The sequence below is a fragment of the Fibrisoma montanum genome, from assembly GCF_003583365.1.
GTDB lineage: Bacteria > Bacteroidota > Bacteroidia > Cytophagales > Spirosomataceae > Fibrisoma > Fibrisoma montanum.
This window is the reverse complement of record NZ_QXED01000003.1, coordinates 428,267-451,002: the sequence shown is the minus strand read 5'-3', so window position 1 is coordinate 451,002 and position 22,736 is coordinate 428,267. Positions and strand designations below refer to the sequence as shown.

The 22,736-nt window shown below is 53.2% G+C and carries 23 protein-coding genes and 1 tRNA gene; 11 read left to right on the top strand and 13 right to left on the bottom strand.

The window, feature by feature from the left end; genetic code table 11:
• Positions 1-218 precede the first annotated feature (218 nt).
• The 5 genes from DYU11_RS33630 to folP form a co-directional block, all read right to left on the bottom strand.
• On the bottom strand, positions 219-572 hold the full coding sequence (locus DYU11_RS33630) for an SxtJ family membrane protein (protein WP_119668312.1): 354 nt from the start codon (positions 570-572) through the stop codon (positions 219-221).
• 84 nt (positions 573-656) lie between these two features.
• Entirely contained in the window at positions 657-806 is a 150-nt protein-coding gene (locus tag DYU11_RS33470) for a DUF5989 family protein (protein WP_199736714.1), read from the bottom strand.
• A 118-nt stretch (positions 807-924) separates the two neighbouring features.
• Positions 925-2,787: a carbamoyltransferase family protein gene (locus DYU11_RS11910; RefSeq protein ID WP_119668311.1), complete on the bottom strand. Its 1,863-nt coding sequence runs from the start codon at positions 2,785-2,787 to the stop codon at positions 925-927.
• A gap of 251 nt (positions 2,788-3,038) precedes the next feature.
• Positions 3,039-3,114 (bottom strand) — tRNA-Lys (locus DYU11_RS11905).
• Positions 3,115-3,187: 73 nt separating this feature from the next.
• Complete coding sequence (gene folP, locus DYU11_RS11900; RefSeq protein ID WP_119667893.1) at positions 3,188-4,057, bottom strand: dihydropteroate synthase; 870 nt, start codon at positions 4,055-4,057, stop codon at positions 3,188-3,190.
• An 81-nt stretch (positions 4,058-4,138) separates the two neighbouring features.
• Here folP and DYU11_RS11895 point away from each other — a divergent pair, with 81 nt between their 5' ends.
• The 3 genes from DYU11_RS11895 to DYU11_RS11885 all read left to right on the top strand — a co-directional run bounded on the left by DYU11_RS11895 (position 4,139) and on the right by DYU11_RS11885 (position 6,520).
• Positions 4,139-4,717, top strand: a complete 579-nt coding sequence (locus DYU11_RS11895; protein WP_199736713.1) for a DUF1599 domain-containing protein — start codon at positions 4,139-4,141, stop codon at positions 4,715-4,717.
• 73 nt (positions 4,718-4,790) lie between these two features.
• Positions 4,791-5,936 (top strand): BT_3928 family protein, encoded by a 1,146-nt coding sequence (locus DYU11_RS11890; RefSeq protein WP_119667891.1) that lies wholly within the window; start codon positions 4,791-4,793, stop codon positions 5,934-5,936.
• A 77-nt stretch (positions 5,937-6,013) separates the two neighbouring features.
• Positions 6,014-6,520 carry a shikimate kinase gene (locus DYU11_RS11885; RefSeq protein ID WP_119667890.1) on the top strand — a complete coding sequence of 169 codons (507 nt, stop codon included), beginning with the start codon at positions 6,014-6,016 and terminating at the stop codon, positions 6,518-6,520.
• Between the two features lie 80 nt (positions 6,521-6,600).
• Here DYU11_RS11885 and DYU11_RS11880 read toward each other — a convergent pair whose 3' ends face one another.
• Both DYU11_RS11880 and DYU11_RS11875 read right to left on the bottom strand, forming a co-directional pair.
• Positions 6,601-8,172, bottom strand: coding sequence for a porin family protein (locus DYU11_RS11880; RefSeq protein ID WP_119667889.1), 1,572 nt, complete (start codon positions 8,170-8,172; stop codon positions 6,601-6,603).
• 138 nt (positions 8,173-8,310) lie between these two features.
• Positions 8,311-9,630 carry a pilus assembly protein gene (locus DYU11_RS11875; RefSeq protein ID WP_119667888.1) on the bottom strand — a complete coding sequence of 440 codons (1,320 nt, stop codon included), beginning with the start codon at positions 9,628-9,630 and terminating at the stop codon, positions 8,311-8,313.
• Between the two features lie 291 nt (positions 9,631-9,921).
• Here DYU11_RS11875 and proS point away from each other — a divergent pair, with 291 nt between their 5' ends.
• The 4 genes from proS (at position 9,922) to DYU11_RS11855 (ending at position 13,341) form a co-directional block, all read left to right on the top strand.
• On the top strand, positions 9,922-11,394 hold the full coding sequence (proS, locus tag DYU11_RS11870; RefSeq protein WP_119667887.1) for a proline--tRNA ligase: 1,473 nt from the start codon (positions 9,922-9,924) through the stop codon (positions 11,392-11,394).
• 3 nt (positions 11,395-11,397) lie between these two features.
• Positions 11,398-11,904: an NUDIX hydrolase gene (locus DYU11_RS11865; RefSeq protein WP_119667886.1), complete on the top strand. Its 507-nt coding sequence runs from the start codon at positions 11,398-11,400 to the stop codon at positions 11,902-11,904.
• A 287-nt stretch (positions 11,905-12,191) separates the two neighbouring features.
• On the top strand, positions 12,192-12,827 hold the full coding sequence (locus DYU11_RS11860) for a thioredoxin family protein (RefSeq protein WP_119667885.1): 636 nt from the start codon (positions 12,192-12,194) through the stop codon (positions 12,825-12,827).
• 61 nt (positions 12,828-12,888) lie between these two features.
• Positions 12,889-13,341: an FKBP-type peptidyl-prolyl cis-trans isomerase gene (locus DYU11_RS11855; RefSeq protein WP_119667884.1), complete on the top strand. Its 453-nt coding sequence runs from the start codon at positions 12,889-12,891 to the stop codon at positions 13,339-13,341.
• Positions 13,342-13,427: 86 nt separating this feature from the next.
• Here DYU11_RS11855 and DYU11_RS11850 read toward each other — a convergent pair whose 3' ends face one another.
• Together DYU11_RS11850 and DYU11_RS11845 are read right to left on the bottom strand one after the other, a co-directional pair.
• Positions 13,428-13,832, bottom strand: a complete 405-nt coding sequence (locus DYU11_RS11850) for a hypothetical protein (protein WP_119667883.1) — start codon at positions 13,830-13,832, stop codon at positions 13,428-13,430.
• The gene (locus tag DYU11_RS11845; protein ID WP_119667882.1) at positions 13,813-14,718 is read right to left on the bottom strand and encodes a hypothetical protein; all 906 of its coding nucleotides are present in this window, start codon (positions 14,716-14,718) and stop codon (positions 13,813-13,815) included. The genes DYU11_RS11850 and DYU11_RS11845 overlap by 20 nt, the downstream gene beginning before the upstream one ends.
• 123 nt (positions 14,719-14,841) lie before the next feature.
• On the opposite strand from DYU11_RS11845, the gene uvsE reads away from it, so the two are divergent.
• Positions 14,842-15,795, top strand: coding sequence for a UV DNA damage repair endonuclease UvsE (gene uvsE / locus DYU11_RS11840; RefSeq protein WP_119667881.1), 954 nt, complete (start codon positions 14,842-14,844; stop codon positions 15,793-15,795).
• A 166-nt stretch (positions 15,796-15,961) separates the two neighbouring features.
• Here the strand turns inward: uvsE and DYU11_RS11835 are convergent, their stop codons facing one another.
• Positions 15,962-16,567 (bottom strand): T9SS type A sorting domain-containing protein, encoded by a 606-nt coding sequence (locus tag DYU11_RS11835; protein WP_119667880.1) that lies wholly within the window; start codon positions 16,565-16,567, stop codon positions 15,962-15,964.
• A 271-nt stretch (positions 16,568-16,838) separates the two neighbouring features.
• The gene (locus tag DYU11_RS11830) at positions 16,839-17,576 is read right to left on the bottom strand and encodes a TetR/AcrR family transcriptional regulator (RefSeq protein WP_119667879.1); all 738 of its coding nucleotides are present in this window, start codon (positions 17,574-17,576) and stop codon (positions 16,839-16,841) included.
• A 118-nt stretch (positions 17,577-17,694) separates the two neighbouring features.
• On the opposite strand from DYU11_RS11830, the gene DYU11_RS11825 reads away from it, so the two are divergent.
• From DYU11_RS11825 to DYU11_RS11815, 3 genes are read left to right on the top strand one after another with little or no spacing between them, the layout of a single operon-like run.
• Positions 17,695-18,699, top strand: a complete 1,005-nt coding sequence (locus DYU11_RS11825) for an ABC transporter transmembrane domain-containing protein (RefSeq protein WP_119668310.1) — start codon at positions 17,695-17,697, stop codon at positions 18,697-18,699.
• A complete protein-coding gene (locus DYU11_RS11820; RefSeq protein ID WP_119667878.1) occupies positions 18,692-20,044 on the top strand; it encodes an HlyD family secretion protein in 1,353 nt (450 codons plus the stop codon). The genes DYU11_RS11825 and DYU11_RS11820 overlap by 8 nt, the downstream gene beginning before the upstream one ends.
• Positions 20,041-21,531: a TolC family protein gene (locus DYU11_RS11815; RefSeq protein ID WP_119667877.1), complete on the top strand. Its 1,491-nt coding sequence runs from the start codon at positions 20,041-20,043 to the stop codon at positions 21,529-21,531. The genes DYU11_RS11820 and DYU11_RS11815 overlap by 4 nt, the downstream gene beginning before the upstream one ends.
• Here DYU11_RS11815 and DYU11_RS11810 read toward each other — a convergent pair.
• On the bottom strand, positions 21,528-22,028 hold the full coding sequence (locus DYU11_RS11810) for a VOC family protein (protein WP_119667876.1): 501 nt from the start codon (positions 22,026-22,028) through the stop codon (positions 21,528-21,530). The two genes, DYU11_RS11815 and DYU11_RS11810, sit on opposite strands and share 4 nt — an antisense overlap.
• 32 nt (positions 22,029-22,060) lie before the next feature.
• Positions 22,061-22,696, bottom strand: a complete 636-nt coding sequence (locus DYU11_RS11805) for an NUDIX hydrolase (RefSeq protein WP_119667875.1) — start codon at positions 22,694-22,696, stop codon at positions 22,061-22,063.
• Positions 22,697-22,736: the final 40 nt, after the last annotated feature.

Below are 22,736 nucleotides of genomic sequence, written 5' to 3'. Positions count from 1 at the left end.
AGAATTGCCTTCACCAGATTAACCGGGCAATTGCAGCTGAGTACGTTAAGGCGTTTAGCGATCGAAACGAATCATGTAGCGGTTGGCAGGCAAGTGAAACGTAGCAAGGAGTTGCTTAGCCGATCATAGCCATCAGATAATTTAAAAAGGTTTTGCCTATCGAGAAAACAGGAAACTGCCTGCGAAGTACAGTGAAAGACTAACGTAACGGATGAGGCTTACCAGATATTTTCCAGATCGTTGGCTGTATACGTATGGTTTCGTTCCACGAAAACGGAAGCTTCAGACCGCCCCGACCGTAATGACAAGATGTTCCGATTAAACGCCCGATAAAGCAGAGCAACCGGCAAGAGGAAGACAAAAAAGACAATGGACAGCAAAATTCTCGAGTTTACGAAGCCAAGTCCCTCGGCCAGTTTAAACCAGCCAAAACTGATCCACCTCGCAATAGCTGGTACAAGTAATGTCAGAGCTCCTACGGTCAGGGCTATGTATAAAAACCAGTTGTTGCGGCCAAAAAGAAAGTAAAAGGCTAAAAATCCCGTTGTTATGGCCAGATTGGCCTTATACATATCCAGTTCAGATACCCGCTTATGCATGAGTAGTCGAAGGGTAAAGCATGGCTTGGCTGATAGAGCCAAGCCATAGAAAAATCGCTAAAACAGGGTATAGATAAACGGTGCTATGGCGGAACCGCCACCAATTACCAGCAGGATGCCTAACAGTAGCAGGATAATGATTATTGGGGCCAGCCACCATTTCTGGCGCTCTTTGAGAAACTGAAAAAGATCTTTGACGAAATCCATGGTTTTGTTGAAGGTTTATTCAGTGAGTGCTAATTGATTTACTGGATTGACTTGTCGTAGCGGAGTATCCGGAAAGACCCGTATACAGATAAATGAGTTGGAATTTGTTGGTCAGATTTTAGTCCAGAACGAATTCTTCTTTCCAGTTATCTTTTTCCTGCCAGGCCGGCTGGTCCTGCTTGGCAAACAGGTAGTTGCCAACCACGAGGTAATCCATTTCGGTACGCATGAAGCAGCGATACGCGTCTTCGGGAGTGCAGACGATCGGTTCTCCCCGCACATTGAAACTTGTATTTACAACGACCCCGTAGCCCGTTAGTTGTTTAAACGCCTGGATAAGTTGGTGGTAACGAGGGTTTGTTTCCCGGTGAACCGTCTGAATCCGCGCCGAGAAGTCAATGTGGGTAATCGATGGCAGATCAGAGCGTAGGTAATAGAGCTTATCACGTAGTGGCAGCTGGTGGTACTCAGCCGGCAGCGCTTTCCGACGGGCCTGAGCAACCGGATGCACCAGGAGCATGTAAGGGGAAATACCGCCGTAGTCGAAATACTGGTCGCAGTCTTCGGCCAGCACCGAAGGGGCAAATGGCCGGAACGATTCGCGGTACTTAATCTTCAGGTTTAGTTTCTTTTGCATCTCCGGGTTTCGGGGGTCGCCCAGAATACTACGGCCACCCAGCGCCCGGGGACCAAACTCCATCCGCCCCTGTACCCAGCCCACTACGTTGCCGTCGGCCAGAAGCTGCGCCGTTGCCGTGCATAAATCGGCTACGGAATCGTAACGGGTAAAAACACCTTTATACTTACGAGCGGTCAGCTCAACATCCCGATCCGTAAAATCAGGACCCAGGTAAGAGCCCGACATTTCGTCCTGCTGACCGCTGAGGATTCTCTCGTTGCCGAAATAGATGTGATAAGCTGCTAAAGCCGCTCCCAGGGCACCACCGGCATCACCGGCCGCGGGCTGGATGAATATGTCATCAAAAACGCCTGCCGCCTGTTGCTTACCATTGGCAACGCAGTTAAGCGCTACCCCACCTGCCAGACATAAATAACGAGCCCCACTCAAACGCCGGGCCTCCTTTGCCATCAGAATGACAACCTCTTCGGTGATGCGCTGAATAGCTAAGCCCAGATTACAATGATGCTCCAGTAAGTCCTCTTCGGGATTCCGCTGCGGAAAACCGAACAGACGTGCCCATTTATCTCCGTGGACCATGCGCAGGCCTGTGGCATAATTGAAATAGTCCTGATTGAGCCAGATTGAGCCGTCGTCTTTAATCGATACAAGTTCACGCTTGATAATGTCCACGTACCGATCGACATCCGGCGACTCAGGATTGCCATAAGGGGCCAGACCCATGAGTTTGTACTCACCAGAATTCACCTTAAAGCCCAGAAAATACGTAAAGGCCGAGTACAGCAGTCCAAGAGAATGGGGGAAACGTAGTTCTTTCAGAATTGAAATCTGTTTACCCGATCCTTTACAGATAGAGGCCGTTGCCCACTCGCCAACACCGTCTATGGTCAAAATGGCTGCTTCTTCAAAAGGAGAGGGGTAGAAGGCACTGGCGGCATGAGAAAGATGGTGCTCGGGAAACAGCAGCTTGACTGACCTGGCGGCATCACCATACAATTTTTCCAGTTCTTCGCGGATCAGCCGCTTCAGAAACATCTTTTCTTTAATCCAGACCGGGATGGCCGTAATAAACGAACGTAAGCCTTTCGGGGCGAATGCATAATACGTTTCCAGCAATCGCTCAAATTTAAGCAGGGGCTTGTCATAAAAAACGACGGCATCAAGGTCTTTTAAGCTGAGTCCGCTCGACTGGAGACAGTACTGCACGGCCTGAGCAGGAAAGGCAGGGTCATGTTTTCGGCGGGTAAAACGCTCTTCCTGAGCAGCCGCAACAATTCTGCCATCAATAATCAGCGCGGCCGCCGAATCGTGATAGAAGGCAGAGATGCCAAGAATAGTCATGTAAACCAATAAATCTCAAATGGTGCGAAAATAGAGAAAACTAGTTGATGTCACAAAGTAAATAGAAAGGATATACAAAATAGCCGGGTCACTCTCTGGCAACCGTCTCTTTGATACCCCTGACTACTAGCGTTTCAAACCAGTCTCGTTATTATTTTTCGTAAAACCTCCTTCGTTTTCACTGCTGGATCAACAAAATGTAGGAAGTTGAACGGCCTGTAATAAAAAAAGCCGCTTATTGAGCGGCTTTTTGGTGATCCGGCTGGGACTCGAACCCAGGACCCATACATTAAAAGTGTATTGCTCTACCGGCTGAGCTACCAGATCATTCCGTTAGCGGTGTTTTACCGTTTTGGGACTGCAAAAGTAGGGTTTGTACGGCCTAAACGCAATACCTGGCTTAATTTTTTTTTAGGTGATCGACTAAAATTACGGCTTCGGCAGCCTCCCGCACGTCGTGTACCCGCACTATAGCCGCGCCGTTCAGCAGGGCCGCTGTGTTCAGTACGGTTGTGCCGTTGAGTGCCTGATCCGCGGTTATGTTCAGTGTTTTCCAGATGGTTGTCTTGCGCGAAATGCCCACCAGCAGCGGTTCGTCAAATACCCGGAAGGCGTCAAGTTGCCGCAGCAGTTGAAACGTATGCGCCGGGGTTTTGGCAAATCCAAAACCAGGGTCGAGAATAACGTCTTTGTGCCCCAGCGCCCGCAGGGCGGCCAGCCGAACGCCAAGTTCATCGATCACGTCCGTAACGAGGTTGTCGTAGCGGGCCAGCGACTGCATGGTTTGCGGATTGCCGCGCAGGTGCATCAGGACGTACGGAACCCTCAGACCCGCGACGGTTTCGAACATGGCCTCATCGAGCGTACCGCCCGCTACGTCGTTGACCAGCGCGGCTCCGGCATCGACCGCCTGCCGGGCCACCGACGCCCGGAACGTATCGACCGAGAGCAGCGCATCCGGAAACGACTTCAGAATGGCCTGAATGACCGGCAGCACCCGGTCGGCTTCTTCAACGGCGCTTACTTCAGCCGCTCCCGGACGGGTAGAATAGCCGCCTACATCCAGAAAAGTTGCTCCGTCGGTCAGCATCCGTTCGGCCAGCGCCACGGCCTGGTCAATGTGTGCTGAGGTTGAGTGGGTTAGGGGTAGCAGGCGGCTTCCGCCGTAGAAGGAATCCGGGGTTACGTTGAGGATGCCCATCACGGCCGGTGTCGTCAAATCGACGAGCCGGCCCCGGCAGTTCAGTGTTTTTTTTGTACTTTTGAGCAAGGTACGTTTTATGTTTGTTGTGCGTAGTTCGAGGTTAATCGGTCGGGTAAACTTCAGACGACAACCTACAAACTTCAGATTATGTCCCAAACTGAACTCGAATATCGGCAGGTTATCCAACGCTGCAAAGACCTTTTTCTCAAAAAAAACCAGGATTACGGCACGGCATGGCGTATTCTTCGGCTTCCCAGCATCACCGATCAGATTTTTATCAAAGCCCAGCGGATTCGTACCCTGCAGGAAACGGGTGTCAGCCACGTAGGTGAGGGGATTGAGCCGGAATTTGTCGGTATCATCAACTACTGCGTGATGGCCCTGATTCAGCTTCATTTTCAACATGAAGTTCAAATCGCCGACGGTCAGCCGGATAAGGCGGCCAAAATGGATATCCCCACCGACGAACTTGAACGCCTATACGACGAACAGATTGGCCGGGTAATGCGTTTGCTGTTTGCCAAGAACCACGATTACGGCGAGGCCTGGCGCGATATGCGGGTTAGCTCCATGACGGACATCATTCTGATGAAGCTGCTGCGTACCAAACAGATCGAAGACAATCGCGGCACGACGCTGGTCTCGGAAGGCGTTGACGCCAATTATATGGATATGATTAATTACGCCGTTTTTTGTTTGATTAAACTACAGGACACCGGACGTTAGACGATGGCTATTGGATACCCGCTCACCGGATCGTTGTCCGATGACTGGTCTGCAATAGCCCGTATCAAGTACTATGGATACAACCGCCCCCCAAGCCCGGGTTAAAACCGGAACCCCGGCCATGCTGATTGCTGCCCGGATTGCCCGTTATATTGTTGGCATTGTTTTCATTTTCTCGGGGCTGATTAAACTCAACGATCCCGTAGGCACTCAGATTAAGTTCGAAGAGTATTTTGAAGTCTTTGCGCAGGACGTTCCCTTGCTGCATGACTTCTTTATGGCCCTCGTTCCGTTTACACTGGCCATGTCGGTGCTCTTCTGCGCGGCTGAGGTGGTGCTGGGTGTGGCCCTGCTGGTGTCGTACCGGCCCCGGCTCATTTCCTGGCTGCTCTTTTTCCTGATTATCTTTTTTACGTTCCTGACGTTTTATTCGGCGTATTTTAACCGGGTAACCGACTGCGGCTGCTTCGGCGATGCCATTAAGCTAAAGCCCTGGACATCGTTCGGTAAGGACGTCGTGCTGACGGTGCTGATCCTGTTTATCATTGGACACCGCAACAGGATGCGGGCCCGCAAAACCGGCTGGATCGTGGGGCTAACCATCGTGCTGACCCTGGGTCTGGGCATCTACGCCATCGAGTTTTTGTCTCCGCTGGATCTGTTGCCGTATGCCGTCGGGAAAAGTATTCCGGCCCAGATGAAGCCGTCGGAACCTCTGCGGTATAAGTACGTGCTGGAGAAAGACGGCAAGGAGTTTGAATTCGAGCAGTATCCATCCGATCCGTCCTACAAGTTCAAGGAGATGGTGCTGGTGAACGAGAACGCCAAGCCGAAAATTACGGACTATCGGGTCTGGAATGACGAAGGCGATTTTACGCAGCAGACGTTCGAAGGCAGGAAACTGTTCATTATTCTTAAGGACGTTAACGACTTTGACCCCGGCAGCATCACGGCGATTCGTTCGCTGGTGAAAGGGTTACAGGGCTCCAACGTTTCGCCCTATTTCCTTACCTCCGTCGGCGACGACGAAATCAAGGCATTCCGCAAGGAATTTCAGCTGGAAAACGTACCGTATTACAAATCGGACGCGACGGTGCTGAAAACCATCATGCGCTCAAATCCCGGTACGTGGTTGCTGAGCGACGGCGTGGTGAAAGGCAAGTGGCATTACAACACCACCCCCGACGCAGCCGACGTTTTAGACGTAGTGAAGCAGTAGAGGAAGGAGGAAAGGGAGGAAAGGAATAAAGAATCTCTCCTCCCTTTCCTCCTTCCTCCCTTTCCTCCTTTCCTCCCTTGAAAAACATCTTCCTCATCGGGATGCCGTCGTCTGGTAAAACGACCATAGGCAAGCGCATCGCCGAAGCACTTCATTATCGATTCGTGGACACAGACAAGCGGATTGTTCGTGAAGAAGGACGTACCATCAACGATATTTTTGCGCAATCGGGTGAAGCGTATTTCCGCGAGGCTGAACGGCGGGTGCTCCATAAGATCAAACCCGGTAGCAGTCTCGTTGTAGCGACCGGGGGCGGTATGCCGTGCTTTAACGAGAACATGGCCTACATCCGGGCTACCGGGATTTCGGTGTTTCTGGACGTACCCGTGGCCGTGCTGGTGCAGCGCATGGTTGCCCATGCCATCCATGACCGACCGCTGTATAATGCCAATGATCCTGAATTACTCCGTTCACTGGAGCAGCGCTACCAGAGCCGGCTGCCGTTTTATAGTCAGGCGCATATTACGATAACCGGGGAAACCAACGAAGATGAGGTGCTGCGGAAAATAGGGGAGTTGTTGTAGCAGGAAGCCATACATCAAAAAAAGCCGGCCAGACTGAACGTTCAGTCTGGCCGGCTTGCTGTTGTAGAACAAACGTCCGATTAGAAAAACACCCCAAGCGATAGCGTCAGGTTCGCATTCCGGTTGGTCAGCAGGGCCGAACCGTAGTTCTGCGGGTTGTTCAGCGTGTACGGCGTATAAGCTGACTTGGTCGTGTAAAACACACCGGCCAGATCGGCAAAGAACCGGTCATTACGAGCGCCGATACCAGCGCTGTACAACAGGGTATTCCGTTCGTTATCCCGCGCTAACTGGTCGAAATTCGTGTTGTAGGCACTGGGAATGTAAGCAGCACCGGCCCGCAGCCGAAGGAGGCCACTACGGAATTCACCACCCACCCGAAAATTAACCGTGTTATTATACGTTTGCTCAATCTCGTTCCGGATGTCATTGCGGAACGCCTGGTTATCGGCCGCCGACGTATAGAATGATGTTCCGGCCCGTAATCCTTTATAGCCAACGTACTCAGCCGTAGCCGTTATGAAGCCACTACGTCCGAAGAGATACGTAACACCGGCCGAAGCCCGCAAAGGAGTTGTGATGGTAAAATCAAAATTCTGAGGGGCTGTGGGAACTGACGTAATGTCTGGAATAAACAGAACCGGGCGACCCTGCTCATCAGTCTGCGGAATACCGATTGGATCAATGGATAGATTCTGGCTGAATTCTTCACGGAATGTACGTGTAGTGAAATTCGGCGACACGACATTGGCTCCAATCTGAACGTTCTGGTCCAGCTTATAGATCAAGCCAATATTCAGGTTGATACCATTACCCGTAACGGAGTAGTCGGACGTTTGCCGGAATCCGTTAAACACGCGTCCTCCTACGTAACTTTCGTCAAACGTATCCGTGAATTCGTAGCGGGTGCGCGTAAAACCCAACGTACCACCAACGTACAATTTATCGTTGAAGTTGCTGGCCAGTGAAAGCCCCCACTGACTTACCGAACCGTTGGACGTAAAGCTACCCCGCTGATCAACCGGGACATTTACATCATACCTGAAATAGCTCGTCCCATTATTCTGCGTTGGGTTAATCAGATAAAGCTGATAGGCAGCTGCTTCAATGTTATCGGCTATGTTATTCTGACCATCATACTCTCCATCCAAAGCCCCTGAAGGAATGCCGCGGGCGTTCACCGTTTCGAGATAGGAATCCGCCAGCGAACTCCGGTTATTACGTCCCTGATACACGTACTCGTTGTTCAGACTGATCTGCCGCGAGTAGGTAAGACCGAATGTAGTCCGGCGGACGCTGCGGTTTTCGTTGTTAGGCGAACCACCGGCGAAAATCAGCGATGCACTCCCCACAAACGGTACCGCCTTTGAGGAGTTAGTGGTCTGTCCGAGGTAGTTGGCCCCAACATTCAGCAGTCGCAGGGAAGGGCTGATGCTCAGCTCCGAGCGGTTGTAGAAACCCAGACCGGCGGGGTTTCCCCAGGCGTTGCTGGCGTCGGCGCCCAGGGCCGCGTGGTTGCCGCCAATGCCCTGAAAGCGGGCGGTTCCATTTATGATTTGCTCCGAATACCGAAAAGCATCGGCTGCGTACTGACCGTACGAAACGGTGGCCATAAGCATGAGGCCGCCCGTTACATATATGCGTTTGTCCATTTTGTTAGATGAGTAAAGGGTGTGCTTTGCCGTTAAGACCAAATTGATGGGAAAACGTTTAAAGGCACCTACTCACATAAACGAAAAATCCCGCCGAATGTCAGTTCGGCGGGACGTAATTTTGATGAACGGTGCTGATTAGCGCGGTCCGCGTGAGCCACCACCGCCCGAATAGCCTCCAGAGCTACTACCGCTGCTGCCACCCCGGCTGCCACCGCTTGGGGCGGGGGCGCTGTAGCTGGGAGTCGGTGCGGAGTAACTACCCCGGCTCTGGCTTTGGTAAGAAGGCTGCTGATAGCTCGGTTGCTGGTAACTCGGCTGACGCTGCTGATAGCTACCCCGGCTGTTGCCGTTGTTCGACGGAGCCGGTGTATACGTACCACGGCTATTCGACCGCGGACGAGCATAGTAGTCGCTGCCGGAGTTACCGCTGTTATACGACGGAGCCGTGTAGGTGCCGGTACCACTGCTGGTGCGGCCACCGCTCGACGAACCGTTGTCGTAGTAGTACGTACCGCGGCTGTTCGACCGCGGACGAGCGTAGTACGAATCGCTGTTCGTCCGGCCGTTTGTATTGTTCGTAGACGCCGACGTACCATTACCCGATGAGTAATACGCATCGCCTGACCGACGACCACCATTAGATGTGGCCGGACGGGGCGTGTTTACAAACGCATCGTTGTACCGGGCCGACGACCGGTCATTCCGGGCACCGTATACCCGGTTGTTCCGGTAGGGATCTGCACCCGTTACAATCACATTGCCGGCATACACCGGACGGCCCCAGCCACCGAAGGCTCCACCACCGTAGAACGGACTATACAGGCCACCGTAGTAGGGACTGTAGAACGAATCGTAGAAACCACCGTAGCCATACCCAAACGGCGAATAGAATGGGCTGTTGAAAGCATAGGCAGGACTAAAGAACGGATCGTAAAAACCACCGCCGAAGCCGTAGCCGAACCGGTTCCAGCCCCAGGTTGAGCCAAGGCCCAGACCAAGGCCGAAATTCAGGCCGTTGTTGAAGGTATTGTTATACCCCCACGGATTCCAGCGGTACGCGTTGAAAGCCGGATTACCGACGCCTGCATAGTAGCCGTTCACAAAGCCGGCGTTGTAGTCATTGTCGGTGTTCCAGCCCGGATCGGGAGAAAGCCCCCGCTTCAGTTTGCGGGCACTCAGCTCTGAATAGTACTCATCTGAGTTAGCATCAAAAGCCTGCTGATCCTCCGAATACTCGGGGTTGGCGTTGCGGGCCGAGCGTCGGGGACGATCAAGCCGTTGGGCATCCCGGGTGGGTTCGGACGAATTGCTGGCATACACCTCGGCACTGGCCGAGTTACCGTACAAGTCATCAATTTCGCCTGCGTTCCGGGCGGTCTGCCGGCTGGAGCTACAACTCCAGAAACCCAGCAGCGCGGCCAGCGCCAGGTATCGATATACGCGTTGCGTGTTCATTGGGCAAGGGGATTATCGTAATAAAGGCTCATATTATTTGGCCGTTAAATCCATAACGCAGGAGTAAACGGTTTGATTACAAAAATAGAGGAAAAACCTATCTTTGCAAGTTTTCAACCTATTAGATTCCTATTTGTTCAGCAGGGTTTAAAACCTTCTAAACTTTTTTTGGACGCCGGATGCCGGACAATGGATACCAGCCATTAGATACTACACTAAACGCCGTGTTTCGGTCTAATGTTTAACCTCCACTACGTCAGCATCCCGCGTTCAGCATCCAACGTCTTACTTATGGCAAAAGCGATTCCTTCCCGTAGCGAAAACTACTCCGAATGGTACAACGAACTCATTAAAAAAGCGGATCTGGCCGAAAACTCAGCCGTTCGTGGTTGCATGGTGATCAAGCCGTATGGCTTCTCGATCTGGGAAAAAATGCAGCGTGCGCTGGACGATATGTTCAAGGAAACCGGCCATTCCAACGCGTATTTCCCGCTGTTTATCCCCAAATCGTTCCTGAGCAAGGAAGCCTCACACGTAGAGGGGTTTGCCAAGGAGTGCGCCGTAGTGACGCATTACCGGCTGAAGAACGCCGAAGATGGCTCTGGCGTGGTTGTTGACCCGGAAGCTAAACTGGAAGAGGAACTGATCGTCCGCCCGACGTCAGAGACCGTTATCTGGAGCACGTACAAGAACTGGATTCAGTCGTACCGCGATCTGCCGCTGCTGATCAATCAGTGGGCCAACGTAGTGCGCTGGGAGATGCGGACGCGGATTTTCCTCAGAACAGCCGAATTCCTGTGGCAGGAGGGACATACCGCCCACGCAACCGCTGAGGAAGCGATGGACGAAACCCGGCAGATGCTGGAGGTATACGCCAGCTTTGCCGAAGAATGGATGGCTATGCCGGTAGTACGTGGGGCCAAAACGCCGAACGAGCGCTTTGCGGGGGCCGAGGATACGCTGTGCATTGAAGCCATGATGCAGGACGGCAAGGCGTTACAGGCCGGAACCTCGCACTTCCTGGGGCAAAATTTTGCGAAAGCATTCGAGGTGCAGTTTTTGAACAAACAGAACCAGCTCGACTACGTCTGGGGTACGTCATGGGGGGTTAGTACCCGCCTGATGGGGGCGCTGATCATGGCCCACTCCGACGACGATGGCCTGGTGCTGCCGCCGAAACTGGCGCCCATTCAGGTTGTTATCGTGCCGATCTATCGCAAGGAAGAACAACTGGCGCAGTTGTCGGAGAAGATTAAGCCCCTGATTCAGGAACTGCGGAAAGCCGGGATTTCGGTGAAGTTCGACGACTCCGATGCGAACTCACCGGGCTGGAAATTCGCCGAGTATGAACTGCGGGGCGTACCGGTCCGGCTGGCCATGGGCGCCCGCGACCTGGAAAACGGCACGATAGAGATAGCCCGGCGCGATCTGAAAACCAAGGAAACGGTACCGTTCGAGGGCCTGACGGAGCGGATCAAGCTTCTGCTGGAGGACATTCAGCGGACAATTTACCAGAAGGCTATGTCGTTCAGGGAGGCCAACACCTTCCGGGTTGATACGTACGACGAGTTCAAGGCACAGATCGAGAAAGGTGGCTTTATTCTGGCGCACTGGGACGGCACCCCCGAAACTGAGGAGGCTATCAAGGAAGAAACGAAAGCGACTATACGCTGCATTCCGTTCGATCAGGAGCCGGAAGAGGGCGTTGATATCTTTTCGGGAAAACCATCGAAAGGCCGGGTTGTGTTTGCCCGGGCTTACTAAGCTATGGGTTCATTGAGCGTACCCCTCGGCCTGAAGCGTACGGCAGTGCTGTGTGTGCTTCGTCACGGTACTGCGTTTTTGCTGCTGAAACGGCTGAAAGAACCAAACAAAGACCAGTATACGCCGGTCGGCGGCAAGCTCGATCCGTTCGAGAGTCCGGTTCAGGCGGCTTACCGCGAAACCTGGGAAGAAACCGGAATCAGGGCCGACCGGATGACGTTTTGTGGGGTCTTAACCGAAAGCTCTCCGACAGCCTATAACTGGACCAGCTACGTATACGTGGCCGAGATTGAACGAGTACCGCCACCGCCCTGCAACGAGGGAACGCTTGAGTGGATCGAGTTTGCCGACGTACTGAATGTACCGACGCCTAAAACCGATTGGTTCATCTATGACTATCTGCTCAGGAGCAAACCCTTTGCCTTCAGCGCCGAGTTTGACGCGCAGTTAACACTGTTAACCATGCGCGAAGAAATTGAGGATGTCGTTGTGTATCAGCAGGGAAGCTGATAAAAAGAAGTAAAACATAAAGCCTGGCTAATCGGCCGGGCTTTATTCGTTTACCGTGAAGTATGGTAAGCAATCCAATCCATCAACTACCATTATAGTAGGGTCGTTTTATGTCATTCCAGTCGGGATACATAGTTGCAGGGTTATGGCCGACAAGATGATAGAATGTAACTTCCTAAATGATTGTCATACAGTCAATTGATTGGTAATTCAATGATAACTAACATAAGTTTACCGAACAAAAACGGCCGAATCTGCTGTTATACCAGCGCCTGATAAATCCCATCATGTCCACCGCATCGCCTAGCATTACCCATGAACTGATTGCATCAGCTTACACGTATGATCAGTACGTTACTCTGTCGGCCGATTTGCTGGCGCAGGGGCGTACCACCTCTGAATCGCCCGGTTATAATACGCCTGAAGTACTGGGATTTACCAAACTGAATCTGCACCGGATGAGCCGGGTTGGCCGGTTTACGGTTATTCAGCCCGAGCTAGCCGAAGCGTTGCAAAACGTACCTGAGCGCTGGATCTGGCTCGTGCTGACCGAATCGTGGTGCGGAGACGCAGCCCAGATTTTGCCCGTTCTGCAGCGAATGACCGATCTGACGCCAAACGTGCAGATGCGGCTGATTCTGCGGGATAAGCATCTGGATGTGATGGACGCCTACCTGACCAACGGTACGTCGCGGTCTATCCCCAAACTGATCTGCCTGAACGCCGATACCCTGGCCGAGCGGGGTACGTGGGGACCCCGGCCGGCAGCGTTGCAGGCCCTGGTGATGCAATGGAAGGCAGAGAAACGACCCTATGCTGAAACGGCCGAGCAGACCCAGCGCTGGTACAACGACGACCGGGCCGAGTCCCTACAGCACGAAATGCTGTTCCTGATCCGTCAGTGGGCAAAAATTAGCGTGTAGCCCTCTCGGGTGCCGGAAGTTTGGGTACATTTACGTCAGTGTTCACAAAACAACCACAATTATGGCACAGGCAAAATCCGGCGACACCGTACAGGTGCATTATACCGGTACACTGACCGACGGAACCGTTTTCGACTCATCGGAGGGACGTACTCCGCTGGAGTTTCAGCTTGGTAGCGGTCAGGTAATCAGAGGCTTTGATGAAGGCATTACGGGCATGAACGAGGGCGAACGGAAAACCATTCAGATTCCGGTCGAAGACGCCTACGGCCCGGCAAACGAAGAAATGATATTCACGTTGAACCGCACGGATATTCCGGCTGATATTCCGCTTGAAGTGGGTATGACCCTGAATATGCACGAAGATGGTAACCCCCGGCCAATTCCGGTCATCGTGCGTGACCTGACCAACGACAGCGTAACGCTCGATGCCAACCACCCGTTGGCCGGTCAGGATCTGGTTTTCGACGTAGAACTGGTAGGCGTAAAACCGGCTTCCGGAATTATAGTATAGAAGGGAGAAAAGGAGGAGGGAGGAAAGACATGTGAGCAACCGGTTCTTTTCTCCCTTCCTCCCTTTTACCTTTCCTCCCTTTCTCCTCATTCTTCACCCTCCATCTTCAGCAGCTCACCTAATTCCTTCAGGGCTGACTGTATTCCTTTCGGATTCGCGCGGGCAATGTTCGCGGCCAGGGCAACGGTTATGGCCCCTACGTTCAGAGCCAGTGTCAGGTTGCTGATCCGTTTTAAGCCCGACCGGGCTTCTTCCGTTGCCTGCAGAATGGCATCAATCATCGGCCCCGCTTCGTGAAAGGCCAGCCGCACAGAAAACGTCATAAGGTCCTGCGCCCGGTTTAGCAGGCTGTTCTGATACGCGTTTAGATCCAGGTGTTGCTCATGCGATAAGTCCGGCCAGTGGGTTAGCTGAAATTCGGCTAATGCCCGGGCGGTTCGTCGGTAGCTGTCGGCTAGTTCAACGATCTGTTCAGGGGTTAAGTCTTCCATTCGTGAGATTGAGTTGTTCAAGGTCAGCTTTCAGCGCCTTGAGCCTGGACAAGTACGGATCGATATTAGCAATTAACGCCTTGCTTTTCAGTAAGTAGCGGTTTTTATATACTTCCCGGTAACCGGCCTGTATCGTTTTTAGTGTCTGTACATAAGTCAATATGGTTTGTCGGGTCTGGTCGATAGTCTTGCTCGTGTTCAGCCACTTCTGAGCCAGTTCCCGTTTCTGCGAATAGGTCAGCGCGGGGTCCTGAATCAGCAGGTTTCGGTAGTGACCATAGGCCTGATCCCGGCTGATTTCGACAACGTCGGCCAGGCGTTCGTAGGCAAATACCAGCGCGGACAGAACCTGCTGCGCGTCGTCGTGACTCTTCGTGATAAGGATCGACAGTTTACGCCGTCGGTAGGTGTTGGTAGCGGCAGAGCCAAGGAGGTTAACCAGGCGGTTGGCCGCTGCCGTCTGGTCAGGCGACAGCTTAAGCCGCGAGCCCTGTAGATACTGATCAAACGCAGCCGACTTGAGCCGAACGGGCGTGAAGGTGCTGCCGGTAGCTGAAAAGTCGGCGATGGCCTGAAAATAATCGGCTAGCAGCCCCGTCACGGCAAGCGTCAGGCTATCGGCCAGTTGATACGATCTAAGGGAGTCCTGCCGGATGCTGCTGGTAAATTCCGGCCCGATCAAAGGTATGCGGTTGAATGGATGCCGGCTCAGGGAGTCGGCCAGCGTACGTTCCGTATATACGGACGTGAACGTAGCGGGTACGGTCGAGCCCTGCTGCAATCCCGTAACCGCCGACGACCCGAAGGTATTTACGGTTTTAAGATTTACGCAACTCGTAAGAAACAGACCGGTTAAGGCGACAAAACGATAGAAAAAAAGCTTCATGGGGCCAGGGAGTGGCGAATGCATAAAGTAAGCATGTGTAACGGTAGTGTCACAATATGGCTACAACTTTTGAACGAACGGTAATTTATAAAACTGTCAATTCATCGCTGAAGTTATCTACGTATGAAATTGACACCACAAAATGTTGGTTACGCCTGCATCAACCTGAGCCTACAGGCTGATAAAATTGTGACGAATCGGGGGATGATAAAAAAGACATTTACCGAACGGGGGGTTCAGTACGCTTCAGAGCTGGCGCTGAAGAACGTACAGGATTTGCTGAAGGTCGTGGACTGGAACCTTGAGCACGGCTTTCGCATCTTCCGCATCTCGTCGGACCTGTTTCCGTGGGCATCGGAGTATGCAATCAGCAGCCTGCCCGACTTCCCCGAGATCCGGGCTACGCTGGAAGAGATTGGTAGCCGACCCATTCGCCTGACGGTTCATCCAGGCCCGTTCAATCACCTGGCCGGACAAGGGAAGGTGCTCGACAATACGGTGGTTGATCTGGAATACCACTCAGAACTGTTTGATCTGATGGGCCTGAAGCCTTCGCACTGGAATAAAATAAACATCCACGCGGGGGGGACCTACGGCGACAAAGCCGCTACCCTGGCCCGGTTTGAAACGAATTTCAGAACCCGCCTGTCCGAAAACCTCCGCGCCCGGCTGACGGTCGAAAACGACGACCGGCCTGGGCTCTACAGCGTAAACGATCTGGTCCGGCTTCACGAAGCCATCGGGACGCCGGTGGTATTTGATTACTTCCACCACGCCCTGCACCCCGACGGCCTGACCGAAGAGGAAGCATTTCTGATGGCCTACGATACGTGGGATGTTCGCCCGGTGTTTCACTTTTCGGATTCCCGGCGCGACCACGAAGACCCGAAAGCCCGCAAAGAAGCGCATGCTGACTGGCTTTACTCAATGGTCAATACATACGGCAAGGAAGTGGACATCGTGTTTGAGTCAAAACTGAAAGAGCTGTCCATTCTGAGGATTCGGGGCGAAGAGCCTGAAATTTCCCCAAAACTGGCGAAGCTGATCAGCCAGCAGCGGGGTAGCTCGGGTGAGTAGAGGGGCGAGCCCGCCAGTTGGGAGAAAGAGCCAAAAAAAACCGGTGCACTCAAACGAGTGCACCGGCGGGGAGAGGGTGACGTATCAAGGCTTGTCCGAAAAGCCAGGATACGGAATACGCATACTAACGAATGCAACGGGTTAGTAAACCGCTTAGAAAACTGGCTTAACGACGAATGTCAATCCGGGTAGAGAATTTTTTCTCACTCGGGCCAACAACGAACGTGTATGACCCTTCGGGCAGCGACGACAGGTCGTACCGGCGGATCGTGCTATTGAGCGTTTCGGTCAGTACCGGTACGTTCTGGGCATCGTAGATCGCTACGTTTGCATCGTCTACGTTCGTTGAAGGCAGTACAACCTGCACCTTGTTCTTGGCGTACGTAGTAACCTGCGGCTGCTCAAGCTGCCGGAGTTTGCGTGCATCAACGTTCACGGCATTTGCCTGGATAATCAATCCCTGCGACATCCACCAGGTATTGGTGCTGGCCGTCAGAAAATACTGACCGTCGGGCAGACTGTTCAGGTTTAACGTCAAATCTTTCGATTTGGCAGATGAAACCTTACCCTGATAAAGCACGTTGCCATCGGCGTCGATTAGGGCAACGTCGACCGGCTGTCCTGCCTCTGTATGTAAACGAACTTTCTTTTGCTCGGACTTCACTACTTTCACCCCACTCACTCCCGAACCATTGTCGGCAACGGCACCTCCCATGCCAGCCAGACCCCATACTGTCAGCAGTACGGCTACGGATAAACGGAACTGTTTCATCGGTGTAAAATTTTATTTTTCCGTGACAAAGGTGGGGGCACAAACCGCTTTAATGCAAGGGGAGAAGCACTGATTCACAATTCATTAACAAAGATTCCTGATAATGAAACGGGTTTATATTGGTAAAGTACAACGATTATAAAAAATATACAAAAGGTTCCTTGAAACGAATAGATTTTGTATTTTTCTAATAACGCTAAAAAATAGTGCTATCTGTTTTTAAGGTGATATGATTTTCTGAGCAAAGTACAAAAGCCCCAAAAAAGCGGTTTTAGCGTTTTGTATGGACAGGCGGCAATTCGTGAAGGGGAGCATTCAGGGAGGAAAACAGCAGGTGACGCAGAAACTCAAGCAACCGGTCTTCGCCGGACGGTAAAACGTCGCGCTGCACCCCAAAATCAGTGAGGGAGGGAAGGTACTGCATGAAGTAGGCCTGATAATGGGCCGTTTCGATAATCGAGCTCGCCCGCGACCGGGCATACGGATAGTCGGGCCGGTATTCCAGGATAATCCCAGCCACCCGGCCACACAAGTCTTTGTACGGTTTGAATAATTGCTGCCGGTTATCTTCCGTTACATGATGAGTCAGGTACGCCTTGCTGGCTTCCCGGATAACGATACTGTGCAGGGCCGACACATCAATAGCATCGGCACCCAACGAGAATGAAGGCTGGGGTATGTTTTTCAGCAGCAGAATCTTTAAGATACGGTCCAGCTTTTCGCGGGGATCCGTTAAGTTGTTCGTATGGAAAATAACCTGGTATTCAAGCCATTGCCAGTACCAGGCGATTAAATACACCAATAAGCGATGCTTGTTTTCAAAATATCGGTAAATACTGGCTTCCTTTGTATTGATCCGGTCGGCGAGTTTTCGAAAGGTCATTTCTTCGAAACCAATATCAGCAATCAGCATAATGCTCTGACGAACAATCCGACGCCCGAGTTCGGAGCTTTCCGGATCGCGCAGAAACAGTTTTTCGTTCATCCGAACCTGTACGGTATATTCCATTTATACGTCGTATTTGCCTCTGACGGAAAATTTTGTCACAAAGAAACAAACTTTTATCGGTAAAAGTTATGTTTGTATCATTGATAGTAATACTATCATCTGCAAAGGTAATACAATTATGGCTTTAGATACATTTCCGCAACCACCACCTTCATCCTTGCAGCGGTTAATTCGGCTGTTAGGGACTGAAAAGAAAGATATCTGGTACATTTACCTGTATGCGATCATTACGGGTTTGATCAGTTTGTCCTTGCCGCTGGGCATTCAGGCCGTTTTCAACCTGGTTTCCGGTGGACTGGTTTTCAGTTCCGTTTACGTACTGATCGGCCTGGTTGTGGCGGGTGTGCTGGCAACGGGGCTGCTGATGGTTGGTCAGATGACCCTGGTAGAAATCCTGCAGCAGCGCATCTTTGCCAAAGCGGCATTCGAGTTCACGTATCGGCTGCCCCGAATTGAGCCCAAAGCGCTGGCCGCCTACTACCCACCCGAGCTGATGAACCGTTTTTTCGACGTTCTTACGCTTCAGAAAGGGATGCCGAAATTGCTCATCGACCTGACGGCCGCAGCCGTGCAGATTCTGTTCGGCATCATTCTGCTGTCGTTCTACCATCCCATTTTCCTGGGGTTTGGCTTGTTCACGCTGCTGGCCATTATCGGGATCAGCTGGATCTACGGGCCCTCCGGGCTGCGTACGAGCCTGAGCGAATCGAAGTATAAATACAAGGTAGTGGCCTGGCTTGAAGATCTTGCCCGGGATCTGCCAACGTATCGTCACCGCGACGACGCCCTGGAGCCCATCGACCGGATGGACGAACTGGTGGCCAGCTACGTCACCAACCGGAATGAACATTTCCGGGTATTAAAACGGTTTTTCTATAGCGCCGTTGCGTTCAAAACCCTGGTAACCGGCGGTTTGTTGATTCTTGGTACTGTGCTGGTGGTAGGCCGCGAAATGACCTTAGGGCAATTTGTAGCCGCTGAACTGGTCATCGTACTGATCACCGGATCGGTCGAAAAACTTATTTCAGGAATAGACACGGTATTCGATATGCTGACTGCCGTTGAAAAAATTGCGAATGTTACGGATCTACCCTTAGAAACCGATACGCCAACCCATGCTTAACTTATCAAATCAGCGGGTAGATGAAGAATTATTCAAACACTATCCGCTCAAAACGCTCCGTACGTTACCCCAGCCCAACAGTGGTCGGCGGCTGGGGCGCTGGATGCTTGGACTACTGCTCGTTAGTCTGTGCGTCATGTTTTTACCCTGGCAGCAGAACATCAACGGTGAGGGTGCCGTTACGGCCCTGACGCCCCAGGATCGCCCCCAGACCATTCAGAATGCCATTGCCGGGCGGATCGAACGCTGGGCCATCCAGGAAGGACAGTTTGTGCGCAGGGGAGACACCCTGTTGGTTATCTCCGATATTAAGGATGAATACTTTGACCCAAACCTGCCTCAGCGTCTCGACGAACAGCTCGGGGCGAAACGAGGCAGCCTGAGCGCGACCGATGCTAAGATCGTGGCCCTCGACGGGCAGATTGAGGCCCTGCAGGCGGGGTTACAGGTGAAGCTCGCGTCGGCCCGCAACAAAGTTCGGCAAAGCCAATTCAAGGTGATCAGCGACAGTACGGACCTGATTGCCATCCAGAAAAACTATCAGATTGCGCTCGACCGGCTTGATCGCTACGAGAAAGGCCATAAAAACGGCTTGTTTTCGCTTACGGACCTGGAATCGCGTCGGTTGAAAGTGCAGGAAGACTACGCCAAGGTGATTGCGCAGGAGAATAAGCTGAACGTATCGCGGCAGGAACTTATCAATGCCCGGCTTGACCTGACTACCATCCAGGCCGATTACCAGGAAAAGCTGGCCAAGGCCCTGTCGGACCGGAGTTCGGCGGTTTCGTACCGGGCCGAAGCAACGGGCGAAGTGGCGAAGCTGCGGAACAAAATTAGCAGCGTCGATGTCCGCCGGGGGCTTTACGTCGTGCGGGCTCCGCAGGATGGCTACGTGGTTCGGTCGTTCAAGGCCGGTATCGGCGAAACCATCAAGGAAGGCGAATCCATTGCTACCCTACAGCCCTCCAACCCATCGGTTGCGGTTGAGTTATACGTCCGGGCCATGGACGTACCCCTGATTCAGCGCGGTCGGCTTGTGCGGTTGCAGTTCGACGGATGGCCCGCCATTCAGTTTTCGGGCTGGCCAACGGTCGCTGTGGGTACCTTTGGGGGCGAAGTGGCGGTCATTGACGCCGTCAGCAGCGTGAACGGGAAATACCGGCTCTTGGTTAAACCTGTTGTAAAAGAAGGCGATCAACCCTGGCCGCAGCAATTGCGGGTTGGTTCCGGCGTGTACGGCTGGGTGATGCTCGACGACGTACCGGTATGGTACGAACTGTGGCGGCAGTTGAACGGCTTCCCGCCTAGTTTGCAGGAGGAGCCAAAAGAGGACAAGAAAAAATGAACGTTCGGATAATAATCAGCCTGATCGTATTGGGAAGTTTGTCCGGGCAGGTATCCGCCCAGATGGCTGTTCGCCCTGCGTCAGCAACAACGGTAGCCGACGCTGAGCCGAATCCGGCGGTTGTGTTTACGGCGGGCGATTTTTTTCAGGCCGTCCTGCAGCACCACCCGATTGTCCGGCAGGCGGCTTTGCTGAGCCGTGAAGCGCAGCAGGAGGTAATGCAGGCCCGGGGCGCCTTTGACCCGAAGCTTTTTTCAGTGTATGACCGGAAAGAATTTGGCCGTAGTCTGTACTACGATAAATGGCAGTCGGGGTTGTCAGTGCCGGTCTTACCGGGGGGGATTGACGTCAAAATGACCTACGACCGGAACATGGGTCAGTACGTCAACCCCGAAGATCGGGTGCCGACCTCAGGGCTGGCGGCTCTGGGCGTTAGTGTACCCATTGGCCAGGGCCTTTTAATCGATGCCCGCCGTACGGCGTTGCGGCAGGCGCAGCTGGCCGTTAATCTGGCGGATGCCGACCGGTTAAAACTCATCAATAAAACCCTGTTCGATGCGGCAAAAGCCTACTGGGAATGGTACCTGGCTTACCAGCAGTACCAGTTCGTTCAGGAAGGGTATCAACTGGCCGACACCCGTTTTCAGGCGATCCGGCAGCGGGCTTTACTGGGCGATGCTGCTACCATCGATACGACCGAAGCGCTCATCACCGCGCAGGATCGGCTCGTGCAGCTCCGCCAGGCTGAGGTGGAGCTGCAGAACAATCGCCTGCGGCTAACGGCTTACCTCTGGAACAGTACCGAGGAAGGGGCCAATCCGCAGCCGATCGATATGCCGGAAACGGTGGTGCCGCAAAGCCCGCCGGGTCAGCTGGCCGACGAACTGTTGTTGCAGCAATTGCTTAACCGGGCCGCCGAACAGCATCCGGAATTGCTGAAACTAACCGCAAAAGGGCAGCAACTGGCTATCGAAGAGCGGTTTCGGCGGTCGCTGCTTCAGCCCCAGATTGCGCTCAGTGCCAGTTTGCTGAGCCGTACGCCCGAACCGGGCATCGGGTACGACTGGGGGAGTTATTACGCGTTTCGGGCCGATAATCACAAGATCGGTGTGGACCTGACCTTCCCGTTGTTTCTGCGTAAAGAGCGGGGAAAGCTTCGGCAGGTACAGATCAAGTCGCAGCAAAACGAACTGGAACGGCAGCAAACCGGGCGGAATATAGCCAACGACGTGCAGTCGGCCTGGAACGAATTGAGAGCACTGGAACGGCAGATTGCCGTGCAGCAGCAGACCGTTGCCAATCAGCGTACGCTCCTGCAGGCCGAACAGCAAAAGTTTGATATGGGCGAAAGCTCGCTGTTTCTGGTCAACAGCCGGGAAACAAAGCTGATCGATTTGCAGATCAAGCTGGAAGAGTTACGTACCAAACACCAGAAGGCTATTGCCGGACTCTGGTACGCAGCCGGAACCTATGTGGGTGCTAACTAGACGCCCTCGTCCGCTGATTCGGCCAGTAACGCCTTGAGATCGAGCGGACGCGTATACATGGTGATGGAGCCGTCGGGCTGACGGGGCCATTGCTCCATCGGGCGGTCCCAATAGAGTTCGATCCCATTGCGGTCGGGATCATTCAGGTAAATAGCTTCCGATACACCGTGGTCTGAGGCTCCCGTGATGGGGTAGTTAGCGTCAGCCAATCGGCGAAAAGCAACCGACAGGTCCCGGCGGGTTGGGTACAGAATGGCCGTATGAAACAGTCCGGCACTGCGGACGGGGGCCGGTGGGGCATCTTTGCTGTACCAGGTGTTGAGCCCTATGTGATGATGGTAGCCACCGGCCGAGATAAATGCGGCATCGGTGCCCATACGCAGCATGATGGAAAAACCGAGCAGGTCGCAATAGAAACGAAGGGCCCGGTCGAGGTCGGCTACTTTCAGGTGAATGTGGCCAATCCGGGTTTGGGCGGGAATGGTATACATGCTCATGGCCTGTACAATGTTGATTGCATAAAGAACCGCTACTTTACCGACCCGATCACCATCAGCAACTCGCTGATCATCATGGCTGTAGCGCCCCAGACGCGGTAGTTTTCGATCTGATAGAACGGGGCGTCAACCGTCATGCCCCGTACTTCCACCTGGCTGTCGCCCACGATTGTTTCATCGAGCAACGTATCCAGATCCACTTCCACCACCGCTTCTACCTCGCGCGGATCGGGGTAGAAATCAGGCCGGTAGGGCAACATACCAATGACCGGCAGCACGTAAAAATTACTCGGGGGAATAAACAGCTCAGTCAGATGCCCCAGTACCGTAACGTCGGATACCCGGATGCCGATTTCCTCCTGAGCTTCCCGGAGGGCGGTGCGCGTCAGGTTTTCGTCAAACCGCTCCATGCGGCCACCGGGGAAAGCCATCTGACCCGCATGAACCCCATCGTACTGCGGCCGGAGAATCAGCGGCAGGTAAATGCTGCCCCGGTACGGGTAAAAACAGATCAGGACCGCACTCCGCCGGGTTCGCTCGTTTGGTTTGATACCCAGCCGATACCGGGATGCTGCGGCCATTTTGCTGTGGGCCAGCTCGCCCGGCAGCGGGTCCTGCAACCGCCGGCGGAGGGAATCGGTAAAGGTATGAAACGACGTTTGGAGCATATCGGTTTACGGTTCCCAATGTACGGCTTTCTGGTTTTGG

Excerpts from the sequence above, each read along its gene's own strand:
- DYU11_RS33630 (WP_119668312.1), bottom strand. The coding sequence starts at position 572 with ATGTATAAGGCCAATCTGGCCATAACAACGGGATTTTTAGCCTTTTAC.
- DYU11_RS33470 (WP_199736714.1), bottom strand. The coding sequence starts at position 806 with ATGGATTTCGTCAAAGATCTTTTTCAGTTTCTCAAAGAGCGCCAGAAA.
- DYU11_RS11910 (WP_119668311.1), bottom strand. The coding sequence starts at position 2,787 with ATGACTATTCTTGGCATCTCTGCCTTCTATCACGATTCGGCGGCCGCG.
- DYU11_RS11895 (WP_199736713.1), top strand. The coding sequence starts at position 4,139 with ATGTCCCAAACTGAACTCGAATATCGGCAGGTTATCCAACGCTGCAAA.
- DYU11_RS11890 (WP_119667891.1), top strand. The coding sequence starts at position 4,791 with ATGGATACAACCGCCCCCCAAGCCCGGGTTAAAACCGGAACCCCGGCC.
- DYU11_RS11880 (WP_119667889.1), bottom strand. The coding sequence starts at position 8,172 with ATGGACAAACGCATATATGTAACGGGCGGCCTCATGCTTATGGCCACC.
- DYU11_RS11875 (WP_119667888.1), bottom strand. The coding sequence starts at position 9,630 with ATGAACACGCAACGCGTATATCGATACCTGGCGCTGGCCGCGCTGCTG.
- proS (WP_119667887.1), top strand. The coding sequence starts at position 9,922 with ATGGCAAAAGCGATTCCTTCCCGTAGCGAAAACTACTCCGAATGGTAC.
- DYU11_RS11865 (WP_119667886.1), top strand. The coding sequence starts at position 11,398 with ATGGGTTCATTGAGCGTACCCCTCGGCCTGAAGCGTACGGCAGTGCTG.
- DYU11_RS11860 (WP_119667885.1), top strand. The coding sequence starts at position 12,192 with ATGTCCACCGCATCGCCTAGCATTACCCATGAACTGATTGCATCAGCT.
- DYU11_RS11855 (WP_119667884.1), top strand. The coding sequence starts at position 12,889 with ATGGCACAGGCAAAATCCGGCGACACCGTACAGGTGCATTATACCGGT.
- DYU11_RS11850 (WP_119667883.1), bottom strand. The coding sequence starts at position 13,832 with ATGGAAGACTTAACCCCTGAACAGATCGTTGAACTAGCCGACAGCTAC.
- DYU11_RS11845 (WP_119667882.1), bottom strand. The coding sequence starts at position 14,718 with ATGAAGCTTTTTTTCTATCGTTTTGTCGCCTTAACCGGTCTGTTTCTT.
- uvsE (WP_119667881.1), top strand. The coding sequence starts at position 14,842 with ATGAAATTGACACCACAAAATGTTGGTTACGCCTGCATCAACCTGAGC.
- DYU11_RS11835 (WP_119667880.1), bottom strand. The coding sequence starts at position 16,567 with ATGAAACAGTTCCGTTTATCCGTAGCCGTACTGCTGACAGTATGGGGT.
- DYU11_RS11830 (WP_119667879.1), bottom strand. The coding sequence starts at position 17,576 with ATGGAATATACCGTACAGGTTCGGATGAACGAAAAACTGTTTCTGCGC.
- DYU11_RS11825 (WP_119668310.1), top strand. The coding sequence starts at position 17,695 with ATGGCTTTAGATACATTTCCGCAACCACCACCTTCATCCTTGCAGCGG.
- DYU11_RS11820 (WP_119667878.1), top strand. The coding sequence starts at position 18,692 with ATGCTTAACTTATCAAATCAGCGGGTAGATGAAGAATTATTCAAACAC.
- DYU11_RS11815 (WP_119667877.1), top strand. The coding sequence starts at position 20,041 with ATGAACGTTCGGATAATAATCAGCCTGATCGTATTGGGAAGTTTGTCC.
- DYU11_RS11810 (WP_119667876.1), bottom strand. The coding sequence starts at position 22,028 with ATGAGCATGTATACCATTCCCGCCCAAACCCGGATTGGCCACATTCAC.
- DYU11_RS11805 (WP_119667875.1), bottom strand. The coding sequence starts at position 22,696 with ATGCTCCAAACGTCGTTTCATACCTTTACCGATTCCCTCCGCCGGCGG.